This is a genomic window from Brakhagea baltica (assembly GCF_052161605.1).
Classification (GTDB): Bacteria; Planctomycetota; Planctomycetia; order Pirellulales; family Pirellulaceae; genus JBKCUI01.
The window spans coordinates 4391644-4406658 of sequence record NZ_CP197409.1 but is presented as its reverse complement, the minus strand read 5'-3'; the positions used below and the strand labels follow the sequence as shown (position 1 = coordinate 4406658).

The 15015-nt window shown below is 51.7% G+C and carries 12 protein-coding genes; 4 read left to right on the top strand and 8 right to left on the bottom strand.

Annotation, left to right across the window (positions count from 1 at the left end):
• The first annotated feature begins 11 nt into the window (after positions 1–11).
• The gene (locus tag SH449x_RS16855; protein ID WP_482377243.1) at positions 12–1466 is read left to right on the top strand and encodes a c-type cytochrome; all 1455 of its coding nucleotides are present in this window, start codon (positions 12–14) and stop codon (positions 1464–1466) included.
• Between the two features lie 7 nt (positions 1467–1473).
• On the opposite strand, the gene SH449x_RS16850 is transcribed toward SH449x_RS16855, so the two are convergent.
• The 4 genes from SH449x_RS16850 to arfB form a co-directional block, all read right to left on the bottom strand.
• Entirely contained in the window at positions 1474–3354 is a 1881-nt protein-coding gene (locus SH449x_RS16850; RefSeq protein ID WP_482377242.1) for an ATP-binding protein, read from the bottom strand.
• Entirely contained in the window at positions 3354–3770 is a 417-nt protein-coding gene (locus tag SH449x_RS16845) for a bifunctional nuclease family protein (protein WP_482377241.1), read from the bottom strand. The genes SH449x_RS16850 and SH449x_RS16845 overlap by 1 nt, the downstream gene beginning before the upstream one ends.
• Positions 3771–3944: 174 nt before the next feature.
• Entirely contained in the window at positions 3945–5084 is a 1140-nt protein-coding gene (locus SH449x_RS16840) for a hypothetical protein (RefSeq protein ID WP_482377240.1), read from the bottom strand.
• A gap of 336 nt (positions 5085–5420) precedes the next feature.
• Positions 5421–5846 (bottom strand): alternative ribosome rescue aminoacyl-tRNA hydrolase ArfB, encoded by a 426-nt coding sequence (gene arfB / locus SH449x_RS16835; protein ID WP_482377239.1) that lies wholly within the window; start codon positions 5844–5846, stop codon positions 5421–5423.
• 33 nt (positions 5847–5879) lie between these two features.
• Between arfB and SH449x_RS16830 the strand changes: the two genes are divergently transcribed.
• The 3 genes from SH449x_RS16830 to SH449x_RS16820 all read left to right on the top strand — a co-directional run bounded on the left by SH449x_RS16830 (position 5880) and on the right by SH449x_RS16820 (position 9279).
• Entirely contained in the window at positions 5880–7310 is a 1431-nt protein-coding gene (locus tag SH449x_RS16830; RefSeq protein WP_482377238.1) for an outer membrane protein assembly factor BamB family protein, read from the top strand.
• Between the two features lie 66 nt (positions 7311–7376).
• Positions 7377–8285: an Rpn family recombination-promoting nuclease/putative transposase gene (locus SH449x_RS16825; RefSeq protein WP_482377237.1), complete on the top strand. Its 909-nt coding sequence runs from the start codon at positions 7377–7379 to the stop codon at positions 8283–8285.
• A 73-nt stretch (positions 8286–8358) separates the two neighbouring features.
• The gene (locus SH449x_RS16820) at positions 8359–9279 is read left to right on the top strand and encodes a class I SAM-dependent methyltransferase (protein ID WP_482377236.1); all 921 of its coding nucleotides are present in this window, start codon (positions 8359–8361) and stop codon (positions 9277–9279) included.
• 15 nt (positions 9280–9294) lie between these two features.
• On the opposite strand, the gene SH449x_RS16815 is transcribed toward SH449x_RS16820, so the two are convergent.
• The 4 genes from SH449x_RS16815 to SH449x_RS16800 form a co-directional block, all read right to left on the bottom strand.
• Positions 9295–11403: a serine/threonine-protein kinase gene (locus SH449x_RS16815; RefSeq protein ID WP_482377235.1), complete on the bottom strand. Its 2109-nt coding sequence runs from the start codon at positions 11401–11403 to the stop codon at positions 9295–9297.
• A 63-nt stretch (positions 11404–11466) separates the two neighbouring features.
• Positions 11467–12201: an SMC-Scp complex subunit ScpB gene (gene scpB, locus SH449x_RS16810; RefSeq protein WP_482377234.1), complete on the bottom strand. Its 735-nt coding sequence runs from the start codon at positions 12199–12201 to the stop codon at positions 11467–11469.
• A gap of 18 nt (positions 12202–12219) precedes the next feature.
• Positions 12220–13308, bottom strand: a complete 1089-nt coding sequence (locus SH449x_RS16805; protein WP_482377233.1) for an isoaspartyl peptidase/L-asparaginase family protein — start codon at positions 13306–13308, stop codon at positions 12220–12222.
• 204 nt (positions 13309–13512) lie between these two features.
• Positions 13513–15015 carry a carboxypeptidase M32 gene (locus SH449x_RS16800; protein WP_482377232.1) on the bottom strand — a complete coding sequence of 501 codons (1503 nt, stop codon included), beginning with the start codon at positions 15013–15015 and terminating at the stop codon, positions 13513–13515.

Below are 15015 nucleotides of genomic sequence, written 5' to 3'. Positions count from 1 at the left end.
TGAGAGACTCAATGAGCCCCAACTCGCTTAAGGTATTCGCGGGACTGTGTACGTTAATTGTCGCTGTATCGAGTGGAGGACTCGCGAAGGCCCAGGATATTCAGCCCGCAGCCTCCGAGGCGCAAAGAGAACGCGAATTCGAGCTGATCCAATCCAGCTTAGCAGAGCAATTCCAGAGCCTATGGAGTACGATGTCTCCTGAGGCCCAACGTGGTTATTTTCATTTAGTCTCGAACGTCTACCTGCCACACGACTTTGACGAAGAGATTCTCCAGGCAATCGATTCGGAGTCCAAGACTTCACCATGGGCTGATTCTAAAACCGCTGTCGGCACAAGACAGCTTACCTTTGAGCGGTTCGGTCTTGCTGGCCGTGTCGATGATCCTACCAAGCCGCTTCAATACGTTGTCACCAAAGATGGTAATTATGTCATGAACTGTTTCGCTTGCCACGGCGGAAACTTGTTCGGAGCAACTTACCCAGGGGCCCCAAACACGACCTATGATCTGGAATCATTGACCGAGAACGTTAGACGGATCAAACTTAGGTCGGGCAAGTCGTTGGCCCACATGGATCTCGGATCTCTAGTGATGCCCCTGGGCACGTCGGTGGGAACCAGCAATGCCGTGATGTTCGGCGTGGCTCTCATGAATTATCGAGACGAAGAGTTGAACGTTCACGTGGGGCGGCGTCCAGCCAGCATGACACACCACGACATGGATGCTCCACCCTGGTGGCACTTTCACAAGAAACATCATATCTACATTGATGGCTTTGCTGAAAAGGGACACAAAGGCTTAATGCAGTTCATGTTGGTCCGAGAGAATGGTCCTAAGCAGTTTCAAAGCTGGGAATCGGACTTCCGCGATGTATACGCATTCCTGAGCGAGCTGCGTCCTCCCAAGTACCCGCTACCTGTAGATCAGAACATGGCCGATCGAGGGGAATTGGTCTTTAACAAGAATTGTGCATCATGCCATGGTGCTTACGGAGCGAATGCACACTACCCAGAGTTGAATATCGACATTGAGGATATTAAAACCGATCGCGTGCGATTCGATGCTTTAACTCCTAAGCACCGAGTACACTATGGAGCGAGTTGGTTCGCAGATATGGGTGGACAAGATACTTTGACGGAAGTCGATGGGTACGTGGCACCGCCTCTTGATGGCATTTGGGCCAGCGCACCTTACTTGCACAACGGAAGCGTTCCCACTTTGTGGCACTTGCTCCACCCCGAGGAACGACCGACGGTATGGCGACGAACGCACTTAGGATTAGACACCGATCGAATGGGATTCCAAATTGAAGAGCTAACTGAGGTGCCAAAGCGATTGCAACCTGCAGAACGACGACGTTACTTCGACACCCGCATCAACGGCAAGTCGGCGGCGGGTCACGATTATCCCGCAACCTTGAGCGAGGACGAGAAGCGGGACTTATTGGAATATCTCAAGACCTTGTAAGCAAATACTACTGGCCAAGTGCATCGGCTATATTGGATAGGTCCGTTGCCTGATAGGCCAAGGCCTCCTTTTCGAGTTTCGCTCCCGCTTTGGTTAAGGACGCTGCGACCAAGACTCGCAGAACGCTCGCCATGGGGGACTCGACCCCTTGCTTCAAGGCTCGACTTACAATGCGGTGGTGGGTGTTGAGGATAACCTCATTCTTACCGATCGGATTGCGGTCGAAATGTTGTTGGATAATTCGCTCAAACCCCTTCGGCAGATCCCCATTCTCTTTGATCTCATCAAAGGTTTTCGAAAGTTCGAATCGCTCGTTGACGAATGCCAGAACAGGTGGGCAGGTCGGCGAATCTGCTAGGAATACATTGACCTGTAGCTTTTCTAGAAAGTTCTGCCAATCCGAACTCGCTTCTCTCTTGCCGTCGAGCCCTAGGATGGATTCGGTGAAGTTCACCGACGAAGGGCTAGCAGGTCTGAGATCGATCTTGGTGTCGGTACTGTTGCTAACCATCGCTGCGAGGAGCGTCTCTTCAAAGCTGCGAAGAGTATGGACACACGGAATGTCGGTTGACGAAAAGAACTCGTTAAGCCAGACCTCTTGGCGGCGATCGGCGTTGTACCAAACAACATAGTCCGCTTCAGATTCCACAATCGCGTCGGCAGGGCTGCGGTTCACGATTCCGTGAACAGTCAGCTCACCATGCGAGGTTAGGAACTTATACGTCAGTTTGAGCAGATCTCTCAGCCGAGCGTCATAGATGGCCATTCCCGCGAAAGTATACCGATGCCATTGCAGGATGGATTGCCAACGGTTGGGAAATCTCATCGCCAAGTTTTCGAAGTGGCGATAGATTGCATCTTCCAGTGATTGGCACACGGCTAGGAACGCGTGGTCGCGGACCAAGTCCTCGCGATTCGATGTAGGAGAGCAGTCTGGAAGTTCGAGTACGCCACGAAGAAAAGGTGCCCAACTCGGCAACAACTCTCGTATGTGCCTCGAGATTACCATCCGTCTAACACTGACGGCAATCGTCGCCTCATCAGCAAACCCGGGTGTTCGCTGGGGAGTCACATATAGAACGCCACGTACTGCAACTGGGGTCTCGATTCCGACGGGAATGATCTCGAGTGGCGTTTCTCCAAAGTATGAGACCAGCTCCTCTTCCATGGACTCAAAGTCGGGAGTTGCCTCTAGCCACGCTGCTTGAATCAAATTGACTCGAGCTTTTGATTCGTTGAGATAGATCGGGATTGGGAGGAACTCGGCATACTGCTTAATGCTTTCTTCAATCAGATCCTCATCGTCAGCGAAGACCGCGTAGTTAGGCTTTAAGTAGAGTGTGACACTTGTTCCAGGTTGTGTTCTGTCTGAGAGGGACAGTTCGATATCTGTGCCCGCACCTGCTTCCCAACGAATGGCTTGTTCACCTTCAAAACGCAAGCTTTCGACCACGATTCGGTCTGCTAACATAAAGCCGGAGAACAAGCCAATTCCAAATTGACCGATGAGAGTACCGCCACTCTTTTTACCAGCCACGGCGGAGCTCTCGCTGACTTCGGTCGCATACCCTTTCTTGATCAGCCCCGTGATTCCGACCCCCAAAGTCCCGAGATACTCCTCGGCTTCATTGGGGGACAAGCCGATGCCATCATCCTCGAATGTCAGCGAACTTTGCTCGGCGTTTTGCACGACCCGAATGGAGCCTTGGTAGGACAGGTCCCGCGCACGACGCCGCATGATGGCATCATGTGCATTCTGGAGCAGTTCTCGAATCGGGGTGTTGGGATGGGAGTATAGGGACGTTCCCATGATCTCGATTATCCCGGCGATATCCACCTTAAAGGGAATTCGCTTCGGTAAATCGGTCACTTCGGTTTTGGATTCCATCAAGACTTTCCGGAGGCTTGCTCGAGTACTTCTTCAGAGACAAAAATGGGTAGTGGCGGCTGAAAGGTAACGGCTACCGCTATGGCATCAGAAGGGCGAGAATCGATTTCCAGCAGTTCCTCGCCGTGACGAATTCGAATTTGAGCAAAATAGGTCTGATCCTTCAGGTTGGAGATGATCACGCTGTCGAGCTCACCTCCGAGGGCCTCTGCAACGCTGACCACCAAGTCGTGAGTCAAGGGGCGTGGCGGTTTCGCTGCCGCCTTGACACGGCGATCGATACTGGTGGCTTCGAAAATGCCGATAAGGATAGGAAATTGCCTATCGCCATCGATTTCCTTAAGGTAGATCACTTGATTATCACTGATCTCGCTGATAATGATGCGAGATAGCTGCATGGGGATTGCCGATGACATGGAATGGATTCCCAAAACCGAACGGGACGAGCGTCGAGAACAATTCCTAAGAGAATGACTCGATGAAAGAGTTGCTAAACGCACGTCGTGGATGAATGTCCGTTGATTATATCAATCTGACACGTCTGAGCTACCGCAAGTAGGGATGGTCAGAAGAGAACATCCGACTGAACTCTAGGGAGGACCAAAGCCAGGTATGCTGACTCCACCCATTGCAGGAGGCAGAGAGCCCAGTAGCAGCTTCAAAATATCATCGACATCTTGCTGGGATTCGGCATTGGCTAAAGAACCAAGCAGGGCAATAAGAGGCAGTAGCCCCTGACGAACCGATCGTGTAAACTCCTTTGGATCGACCTGCTGCAGGCTGGCTAGTGATTCGGCAAACCCTGGCTTCAGATCATCTAACATCTCCGCAGGCACCCACCGATTCTCAACTCGAATTAGTGTTTGAGTGACATCCTGTCCAGTTATGCCCACCGTAGTCATTTCAGCTTCAGTTGATGAGACCTGCTTGAACTTTGCCGATTCGCCGAGGCTAGTCATCGAATCGAACGGATTAGTTCCTGGGGGAAGATAGTTAACAATCCCATCCAAGCGAGGAGCTATGCTCAGCACAAGGGTTGTTGCCAAATCACGTGGTTCGGTGCTTCGAAGTGTTTCTGCCTTGAAGAAGCTTTCTGGCAGGGCGGCATCGACTAACTCTACAACCGGGTCGTACAGCAACTCGACGACCGGTTTAGCCTCTACTGGGATCGGGAGCTCGCGGCTATTTAGCAGATACGACTTTTTACTCTTTAGGGTGCCAACGATGGTTGTCTTCAACTTAAGAAGATCGGAAAGAGCCGGCTGTTCAAGTTTACTGATAGCGGCGCGGTATATATTTTCCATCTCCGCCTGGAGGGACGGTGGAAAGGCATCCCAACCAATCACATAGTTCCCTTTAGCCGCTTCCTCTGATAGAAATTGAAAATACTCTTCGGCAGTTTTCAACGAGGCGAATTTAGCTTCGACATCGCTCAAGCTCATGACTTCGACCGACTTGAGAGATGCGTTGGTCATGCCAGCGGCCAAGGCTCCCGTCTTGTCTCCCTTGGCTAGTGCACGTGCTCTCAAGCGACTGGCGTCATCAAGAAGATAAAGAGGTATAGTCGACTCGGTGCCATCCTCTTTGCGAATGGTCAACTTGATGCCATCGAGTTTTACAAAGTCCCCATCGATCGACTTTGATCCGGCCGCGTTGGTCCACTTATCCGCCGAGAACGCTGGTAGAGACGTCGAAACACAGATCATGAAAGCTAAGCCGAATCGCTTCATTGTCTTTATCCTGCCGATTATCGCGCCCATTGACCGCCACCTTGTAAAATTTGCTATCAGATTCCCAAGCCGCCCGGTAATCCAACCCAACGAAAATGTGGGTACTGCTTGCTGCGTATTGTACTTTCCGCGTGAAGGATTGCGAATCCTTTTTCGTGGCCAAACAACGACCAAGAAAACTGGCAACCCAAGGAAAGACCGCCAAAACGCCCCCCTTCAATGGGCACAGAAAACCACTGGCAACCTAATCTACGCTAATTAACACTAATGCAGGATTCGTTGTGCGAGCGGAGTTGCAGTTTAGTCCAATGGGCTTTGTCTAACGTTGGCAAGAGGTTAATCCCAGCGGGCGTTGCGGCCTTGCTTCTTCTCGCCACGCTGTTTTTTTTCTTCCATACGGCGACGTTGGGAACCGCGGGTCGGTTGGGTTGGCCGACGAGGTTTAGGCGGGTTCATGGCCTCCAAAATCAATGCCCTTAACCGATCCTTGCAAGCCTGAATGTTCTGTGGCTGGTCGCGATGAACCTGGCTCGTTATCTGCAATAATCCCTTATCGGTGATTCGATTTGCAGCTAACGCCTTTAGGCGAGCAAGCGTTACTGGGTATAATGGGGCTGACGTTCGCTGATAATCCCAGTACATCGTCGCCTTGGAATTGACTTTGTTCACGTTTTGCCCACCCGGCCCACCGCTGCGGGCAAACGTAAACTCCAGCTCTTCCGCTGGAATCACGATTTGATCGTTTATGATTAAGTCTTCCATGGTCCACCTTTCTCCCTCAAATTTAGCTCAAGCATGTTGCCACGAAAACGGCTTATTTTTTCCTCCATCCTTTTTTGTGCCATGTTTGGCCCCGCATTCGGTCAATCGGATGCTCTTGTTAAAAACTTGTGGACCCGCCACTCGGGTGTCGATTGGCCCCGCATGCTGGGGAGCCAATATGATTCGACAAGTTCCGAGACGGGAATCCAGACGAATTGGGGCAAACAAGGGCTCCGCATTGTATGGACACAGAAAACGGGCGAAGGTTATGGGAACGGTGTCGCTGCGCTCGGACGATGGCTCCAATTCGACCGATTTCAGTCGAAAGAGCGATTAACTTGTTACGAAGCCGAAACAGGACGCGAGCTATGGAAGTGGGAGTGGCCCGTCGTGTACGCGGACGCCTACGGCTACAACAATGGCCCGCGATCCAGCCCCGTCGTGGACGGAGACCGAGTCTATGTGTACGGAGTCGCCGGTAGGTTGGCTTGCATCGGCCTAGCCGACGGACAAACGCGATGGGAAAAAGAAATTAACGAAACCTACAACGTCATCCAGAACTTTTTTGGCGTTGCGGCATCGCCACTTGTGTACGCTGATCTGATTTGGGCCATGGTTGGCGGAAGTCCCGAAGATCAACGTGGGATGACGATCAACAACCTGCCACGCGCCAAACCGAATGGAACTGCCATGGTCGCGTTCGATAAGCTAACGGGTGAAGAACGGTTTCGCGTTGGTAACTATCTCGCGAGCTATTCTGCACCGATTGTAAAAAACATTGATGGGCGAGACTATGGATTAGCATTGGTGCGAGAAGGATTTCTATCGTTCGATCCTGCCACCGGCGCAGAGACTGGTTTCACTCCTTGGCGGGCTAGTTCGCTGGAGAGTGTCAATGGGTCTTCACCAGTTTTGGTTGGTCGAAATGTGCTGATCGGTGAAGCGTACGAGATTGGCGGGGCACTAATTCGACTCAGTGATTCCGGGCATCGCATCTTGTGGCAAGACAAACTGCGACGCCGTGAGCAAATGTTCAGGCCTCATTGGACCAACCCGATCGTAGTAGGAGATCGCGTCTTCGTCAGCAGCGGACGCAACGAACCCGACACCGACCTCAGATGCGTGGAGTTTCGGGGTGCGGGCAAAGACAGTCAAGCGGCTGCAAACGAGCCTAGCACGCAATTGATTTGGTCCGTTGCGAACCGAGATAGAATGACAGGCATTGCAATCGATGGCCATATTCTCTGGCTCGGCGAGTATGGTTTGTTGCAACTGGCCAAGATCGACGGTGATCGTTATGACGTGGTAAGTGAAATGGATTTGGGGAACCTGCGAGCACCGCAGGACAACACACCTCTCATCATGGCACCGAGCTGGGCACCGCCGGTTGTTTCGCACGGCTTGCTCTATGTGCGAGGAGCCAACCGAGTTGTGTGCCTCGATTTATTTAGAGAAAATCAATGATGGAGTGCTCAACTGCTCCCCTGAGTTCCTGTTGCCGTTGTCATAACTAGTTAGGAGTACGTCTCGATGAAAGCTAAGATTATAGGGATTTCTCCAACGAATGATTTTGCTTACAAGAAAATCTTTGGTTCACCCGCTAACGATCTAGTCCTAATCAGCTTGCTAAATGCCATTCTGAAACTTGCTAAACCGATTAGGTCGGTTACGATTCAAAATCCATTCAACTACCAGGATTTTTACGAAGACAAACTATCGGTGCTCGATATCAAAGCAGTCGATCAGGATGGAAATATCTACGATATTGAGATGCAGCTAGAGGTCCATCTCGGGTTGATTCAGCGGGTTGTTTTTTATGGTTGCGAACTCTACTCGGGGCAAATGAAGTCGGGGGACGACTATTCTGATTTGAAGCCAGTTTTCGCCATTTGCTTGCTCGAAGGGACTTTGTGGTTAGATTCTGACCGAGTTCATCATGCGTTTCGTTTGGTGGACCAAGAAACCAATCGCATCTTGAAAGATACGATTGAATTTCACATTCTGGAAATGGGACGGTATAATTTGACGGAGAGAGATCTGGCGACCGCCAATACCCTGGCGCGTTGGCTTTACTGGTTGCTACATGCGCATGAGTATACCGAAGAAGAGCTGATGAGGCTTTTTCCGGAAGAGGAGTTTAAGCTAGCAACCCAGACGCTGGCGGCCATCAATCGAATTACAGAGGATAAACAAATGTACGACGCAACGGAAAAAGCTCGCCGGGACCGCCAATGGGTGATCAACGCCACTCGAGCAGAGGGCGAAAGTAAGGGCAAGATCGAGGGCAAGATCGAGGGCGAGATCAAACTGATTCGTACATTGGAGGGGCTGCTCGGACGAGTGCCAAACGAGGAATCGCAGTTGAAGATGCGAACCCTGGAAGAGCTTCAACAAATCTCGACCGAATTGCAGTCTCATTTGCGAAGCCGAATCAGCTAGAACATCAGAAAGTCTCGGTTGTTAGGATTCCTGAAAACGACTCGCGGAAATAGACCAGTGGTGCGTCCTGCTAATGTGTGGATTTTCCGAGGCTGAAATGATGGGTTGTCCGATCTGCCAGTCGGCCAGCAATAGACGATTCCAGAAGGAAGGATACTGGATTCTCGGTTGCACAAAGTGCCACTACGAGTTCTTGGAGGAACAGGTCGAGCGCGGCCATGTTGACTCGGTCTACGGAGACGATTATTTCGTTGGAGGTGGAGCAGGGTACCCGGACTACGTTGCGGGAGGAGATTTAGTTCGTGCACATGGACGACGCTACGGGCGTATTCTGTGCCGATTCCTCAAAGTCGGGCGAGTGCTTGACGTGGGTGCAGCGGCTGGCTTTATTCTTTCTGGATTCCAAGATTGTGGGTGGCAAGGAGACGGTACGGAGCCAAATGAGAGAATGGCTTGTTTTGCTAGGGATCAGCTAGGCGTCAATGTTCGGTGCGGAGCTCTCGAGAGCTTGCCCGTCGAGATCCGGCAGCAACGATACGACTTGGTGACGATGATCCAAGTCGTGCCCCATTTCTATGATATCCACGAAGCGTTTCGCCAAGCAGCTGGTGTCACGAAAGAGAATGGACACTGGCTTATAGAAACGTGGGACCGGGAAAGCCTTAGCGCGAAATGGTTCGGGCAGCACTGGCACGAGTACAGCCCACCGAGCGTGCTGCGTTGGTTTTCCCGTCGCAATTTGGAAGAACTGTGCCGACAGTATGGCTTTCAACGCATTGCAACGGGCCGACCGCAAAAATGGATCAGTGGAGCTCATGCGAAATCGCTTTTGCGTTACAAACTGGAAAGCTTTCCGCTCAATCGCGTTAGCAATACTCTGCTAAACCTTGTGCCTGATCGACTCGCGATTCCCTACCCGTCAGAAGACCTGTTCTGGATGCTTTTGCAACGAACTAACGGAACCGAGCTTTCACTTTCACAACAGCAAGGCTGATTCGTAGCGATCAGCCTATTCTTGTTGCCACATGAGAACGACCCAACCGACTCGGCTATGCTCAGGCTGATTCACCAGGAAAACGACGGCAACCGCCACATCGATCGGCTGGTTGGTTACAGGGTCGACGATCTTCACAAGTTCTCCCGCGGGAGCTGCCTCTTGCAATCGAGAGGCAATCGCGTTCGATTCGATCTGCTTGATTTTTGCCAAATCGTCTGGAGCTAGCGTGAAGACAGGGGACTTTTTACTGGAATCGTAAGGAATGGATGGATGTCGTAACACCATCCCCTCGACGACTCGATCATCAATTTTTGTGGGCCGAATATCGATGAGCATCGCACCTCGAATTAGATCGAGTTTACCGAGGTGAACTGTCGATCCAAAAATCCCGATCGGCTCGCGGGTATCCGACGCTTCGAAGTCTTCCTTTGCGCCACCAGGCTCCTCGAAAACAAGACTACGATCTCGATCCGTCAGCGATCGGATCGGCGTCGTAAAGGCGACCGATGGCTGCGAGGAACTCGAACTGACAAAGACGGTCGAGACGTGTACATCAAAATGGTGTGGTCTGGTTTGTGCTGCCTCTGGTGACTCAGGGAGGAGATCTTCCCCCATCGCATGGAAGTAATCCCGAAACCGAAAATTCTTTCCGAGGGACGATGAGTTTCCATCCGCTTCGCGGGTTGCCACGCGCCCCACCTGCTGCCCCTCGACGTTTTGTACAATCCAAGTACTCGTCGGCATTTTCTCAGATACGCGGAATAGGAATCGATCTTTCAGCCAATTGTTTAAGTCTTGCGCTGCTCGACGATTGGAGGGATCGGCATTGAGTCTAGAAACCCAGTCGCGAAGCATCGGCTCGTTTGCTTCTTCTCGCAACTGCGAGACTCGTAGTTCAATCTCGGTAGCGATCGATCTCGCACCGAGTTGAGCAGCCAGTTGCAATGATCGACGATTCGCGAAATCTGCTTCGGTTTTCGAACGCACTGCGATCGCACGCTCTAGTTCCGCCTGCATCCGCTGCCTATTTCTGCTTTCGGCTAATCTCATGGTCGTTACAGCCATGAGAATACTAAACACGGTCGCCATCACCAAACAAGCACCCAAGAATCGAATCATCATACGATGATTTCGTCCCCAACGATTGTAGCGTTCGATAAGTGACTCGTCATAACATTCTAGCGGTTGGCCAGCGAGATAACGTTCTAGTTCGGATGCCATATCGTTGGCCGATTCGAAACGAGACTTAGGATGTAGGGCCAAGGCCTTGAGGCAAATTGCTTCCAGCGGTCTAGGAACCTTGGGCTGGACATCTCGGGGTGGAACGATGCGGCCTTCCATCAGGGCTTCGCGAATATGAAATCCAGGTATGGCTTCTGTCGTTGATTTGCCGGTCAGGATTCGATACAGCACCGCTCCGAGCGAATAGATATCGCTTGCAGGAGAAGCCGCTAGCCCCGAGAGTTGTTCCGGGCTCATGTAAGCTGGAGTACCACCGCTCGCCGACGAGCTCGCGCGACTCGAAAGAATTAACGTTGACTCATCATGCCCTCGCATTTGATCGGAGCGTTCGATGACGGTTGCAAGCCCCCAGTCGAGCAAGATCGTTTCGCTAAACTTTCCGATGCGAATGTTCAATGGCTTGATGTCACGGTGGATCACGCCTCGACCATGGGCGTAAGCAACGGTTTGGCAAACGGAAATCAGAGTGTTTAGCAGTCGGTGAAAATTGACCCCAGAAAAATCAAGCTTTTGCGTTTCGAAGAAATGGTCTATTTCCTCGCTCAGATCGTGCCCCTCGACGAATCGCATCACGTAAAAGGGGTTGCCTTCGGGAGATTCTCCACGGGCATACACGGGTGCAATCCCCGGATGCTCCAGTCTCCCGGTAATTTCTATCTCTTTCTCGAACTGCAAACGCGTTTCCGGATCGCCAACTCCCTTGCCGCGAATCACTTTCAACGCAACCTCGCGATGCAGCGCTCGATCCAGTGCACGGTAGACAATTCCCAGCCCACCCTCCTGATGGTGTCTTAAGATATCAAAATCGGTCCACGCTCGAACGGTATTCCCGCTACGATTGGAAACTTGATCCTCAGTTTGAGGCGAATCCTCGCTCAAAGTACCCCCTCCATGCCACGTGCACAAATGCTAGCGGAACCTAACCTTGAACTTGACCTCGGACTAAAGCTCTTCTCGCGGAAGATCCTCTAAAGAGGACAAGCCGGCGATCTCCAAGAACATCTCGGTGGTGAAGTATTTCGTTGCAGTCCCGTCTTTTTCAGCTCGTATGAGCCCCTTTCGAAGCAACAGGTTCAGGGTACCCGAAGGTGAGTCTCCCCACAAGTTCTCGATTTCTTGCCGTGTAATCCCTGGGGTGTAAGCGATCATGGCTAAGCAATCAATGGCGGATTGTTGCAGTGTGGTCTCACGCACCTTACCCTGAAATCTATCTCGCAAATTCGAAGCGTGGTGGAGCAGTCTCATTCGATAGCCACCTTTCTCATTCACGATTTCGAACACATTTCCGAGGGACTGATACTTTCGGTTCAATCGATCCACCAACTCGTTTAGCTCTTCAATCGCCATCCCTTGAAAGAGCCCGAGGATGCGGTCTACCGCAACAGGCTGACTCGATTCTCCGCCAACGAACAGGATAGCCTCCAAGGCCCCCTCGGTAGTGACGGGCAAACCATCAGAATCAGCAACATCGGGAGCCTCGAGTAACTCCTCCTCGTCCTGTGGAGGCGAGTCAGACGCATTGACGTGCTCTGCATTGGTCGCAGCCAAATCCTCGGTGCCAATTGCCGCTGCGTAGGCACGACTGAGCTCCTCAAGTGAAACCGCACTCTCATCAATCGGAATCTCGATGGCCGATTCTTCCGACTCGATTTTCTTTAAGCGACGACCAAACGCCATGAACGACTCTTGTTGTTGCTACTCAGCCCAGTCGACGAGACCAACTTGAAACAGCCCGTTGCTACTCGCGCGCCCACGAGCCATCATCGGCGTATTAAACGGTAACTCAATGTTGCCCGCCGCATCAATAGAGATTAGACCACCCGAATTCTTAGGTAAGTTTTCGAAAATGGCAACCTTGGTAGCGGTTTCCAAACTCTCGTTCAAATACTGCATTCTGGCCGAAATCGCGGACGCAATATGGTGTCGAATGAACAACTCACCCTCGCCAGTACAACTGATCGCGCACGTCGCGTTGTTGGCGTAGGTTCCGGCACCAATGACCGGTGAATCTCCCACGCGACCATACTTTTTCCCCAGCAATCCGCCGGTGCTGGTCGCGGCAGCAAGATTTCCTTTACTATCTCGCACAACACAGCCGACCGTACCAAGATAGAAGAGTCGATCGTCCCCATTGGCGTAGTCATCCTTGGTAATCTTATTTGAACGGGCTGCTTGTCGGGTTTTCCAACGCTTCCAACTCTCGGTCTGACTTTCTGTCTTGAAGTAATCTTGGTCTGCAATGGGGATTTCTAGCTCTTTTGCGAACGCATCTGCTCCGTCACCCGTGAGCATGACATGTGGGGTTTTGTCCATAACAGCCCGTGCAAGCTGAATCGGATTCTTGGGTAGCATCACATTAGCAACCGCCCCGCAAGTCAAATCAGCACCGTTCATCAGACTCGCGTCGAGGGATACATTTCCATCGCTGTTAAAGACGGCTCCACGACCAGCGTTGAACTGGGGATCATCCTCGAGGATCCGCACAACTTGCTCTACGACATCGACAGCATCTACGCCCGCCTCCAGTAACTCGACACCTCTCTGCAGAGCCGTTCGCAAGCCGCTAAGCTTCTTGTCCTGAGCGGCTTGACTAAACTGAGATGGAACGCCGCCTGCACCGCCATGAATTGCGATGGACCACGATTGAGTTGGATTAGCCATAGGCTCTCTTTGAAGTTCGGAATTGGATTGCTGCGCCCACAGACCGGGCTGACCTAGAAGTAAAACAAGACTGACTGCGTTTGCTAGCCCTAAAGCTGCTGACCATTTGATTGGGGGAATCATCGCGTTTCCTTTCTCAAGAGCACAAAAACAGTTAGCCTCCCGTTATAACTTAACGGTCAGGCTCTACGTTCGATTGTAAGCAACTTACGGCGAGATTCGCGAAGAAATCTCAGCTTCCCGAGCCTTGAAAATCTTGTCTAAGGCAAGGTTCCCCAAGCGCTTGCATGCTAGTCATGCTATGCACCAAGCCTCCCCCGAAAACCGCTACGGCAACAGTTTCTGCCGTAAGTACGACAGGAACGGCAGAGCACTCAGCCTTTGCCCCGTGACACTCTGAACCAAGATGTGGGGCAAATGGCAGCGTCCCATGGAATGGATGTTGGTGCGAAGCCAGTCCAAAAGTGGTTGAAACTCACCTGCTTCGAACTGCTCTTCTAAATTACCGAGATCGCGTTCCGCCGTTTGAAAGAGTTGCGCGGCATATAAATTGCCTAGTGCATAGGTTGGAAAGTAGCCTATCAACCCGGCTGACCAATGGACGTCTTGCAGCACACCGTTGGCATCGTTTGGCGGTACGATACCCAGCATCTCGGTATACGCATCCCGCCATCGCTCTGGAAGTTCGCGAGGGTTGAGGTCGCCATCAATCAGTTCCTTTTCCAATTCGAATCGCACGAAGATATGTAGGTTGTAGGTCGCTTCGTCTGCTTCTACGCGAATCAAGCTTGGCTCAACACGATTCACATCAGCCACAACTTGATCGAGCGAAAAGCTCGCGAGTTCTGGAATGAGCTTCTTAGCTTGGGGAAGTAACCATTTCCAGAAACCTCGAGATCTGCCGACCATGTTCTCCCATAGTCGGGACTGAGATTCGTGCACCCCTAAAGACGCGGCCGAACCAGCTGGTAATCCAAAATACTCAACCGGAAGTCCTTGTTCATACATGCCGTGTCCCGCTTCGTGAAGGACACCGTACATCCCGCTACAATATGAGTCTGCTAAGTATCGCGTTAGGATGCGATGATCGTGCGGACCGATGGATGTACAAAACGGATGTGCCGTTTCATCGAGTCGACCTCGTTCGAAATCAAAACCAATTCGTTCTGCAACAAACTGCGATAGTTTGCGCTGCGGATCGGGACTGAGGGGATTTGGAAAGGAGATCTTTTTGCTATCGGTTCGCTCGCGTTCGCTGGCTTGCTGAACGATTGGCACAAGCTGAGTTCGCAGCCAGGCGAACACTTTAGCAATCTCGTTCGAGTCCGCCCCTTCTTCGTACTGGTCCAGTAGGCTATCGTATTTTGTTCGCTCCGTTTGCTGCAGGATGGTAGCTTCCTCGATTCGCAACCGAATGATCTCATCCAATAAAGGTAGAAACATCCCAAAATCATTTTGCGCCCGTGCTTCCACCCAAACTTGCTGTCCTCGTGATGTTGCTCTCGCTAATGCTGAGACTAATCGTTCCGGCAATTGTATGTTCTTTTTATAGTCTCGGTATAGTCCACGGAGGTTCGCTGCATCTGGAGAGCTGGTATCTTTCGCTAGCTCGGAGTCTTGCAAAGATTTGAGCCACTCACCGTACTGCTGGTTCGTCTGCAATCGGTGCAGCTCTTCGCTCAACCAGGTAACTTGATCGGATCGATACTCACCTGCCTTCTCCGGCATGTACGTATGCTGGTCCCATTCGAGCATGGCCATCGTAGTGGACACCAAACTCGCACGTCTCGCATGTGCGTAAGTCTTTTCCAACATCTCTTGATGATTCAT

Bases quoted from the DNA above. Each gene is read 5' to 3' on its own strand.
- SH449x_RS16855 (WP_482377243.1), top strand. From the start codon at position 12: ATGAGCCCCAACTCGCTTAAGGTATTCGCGGGACTGTGTACGTTAATT.
- SH449x_RS16850 (WP_482377242.1), bottom strand. From the start codon at position 3,354: ATGGAATCCAAAACCGAAGTGACCGATTTACCGAAGCGAATTCCCTTT.
- SH449x_RS16845 (WP_482377241.1), bottom strand. From the start codon at position 3,770: ATGTCATCGGCAATCCCCATGCAGCTATCTCGCATCATTATCAGCGAG.
- SH449x_RS16840 (WP_482377240.1), bottom strand. From the start codon at position 5,084: ATGAAGCGATTCGGCTTAGCTTTCATGATCTGTGTTTCGACGTCTCTA.
- arfB (WP_482377239.1), bottom strand. From the start codon at position 5,846: ATGGAAGACTTAATCATAAACGATCAAATCGTGATTCCAGCGGAAGAG.
- SH449x_RS16830 (WP_482377238.1), top strand. From the start codon at position 5,880: ATGTTGCCACGAAAACGGCTTATTTTTTCCTCCATCCTTTTTTGTGCC.
- SH449x_RS16825 (WP_482377237.1), top strand. From the start codon at position 7,377: ATGAAAGCTAAGATTATAGGGATTTCTCCAACGAATGATTTTGCTTAC.
- SH449x_RS16820 (WP_482377236.1), top strand. From the start codon at position 8,359: ATGTGTGGATTTTCCGAGGCTGAAATGATGGGTTGTCCGATCTGCCAG.
- scpB (WP_482377234.1), bottom strand. From the start codon at position 12,201: ATGGCGTTTGGTCGTCGCTTAAAGAAAATCGAGTCGGAAGAATCGGCC.
- SH449x_RS16805 (WP_482377233.1), bottom strand. From the start codon at position 13,308: ATGATTCCCCCAATCAAATGGTCAGCAGCTTTAGGGCTAGCAAACGCA.
- SH449x_RS16800 (WP_482377232.1), bottom strand. From the start codon at position 15,015: ATGAATCATCAAGAGATGTTGGAAAAGACTTACGCACATGCGAGACGT.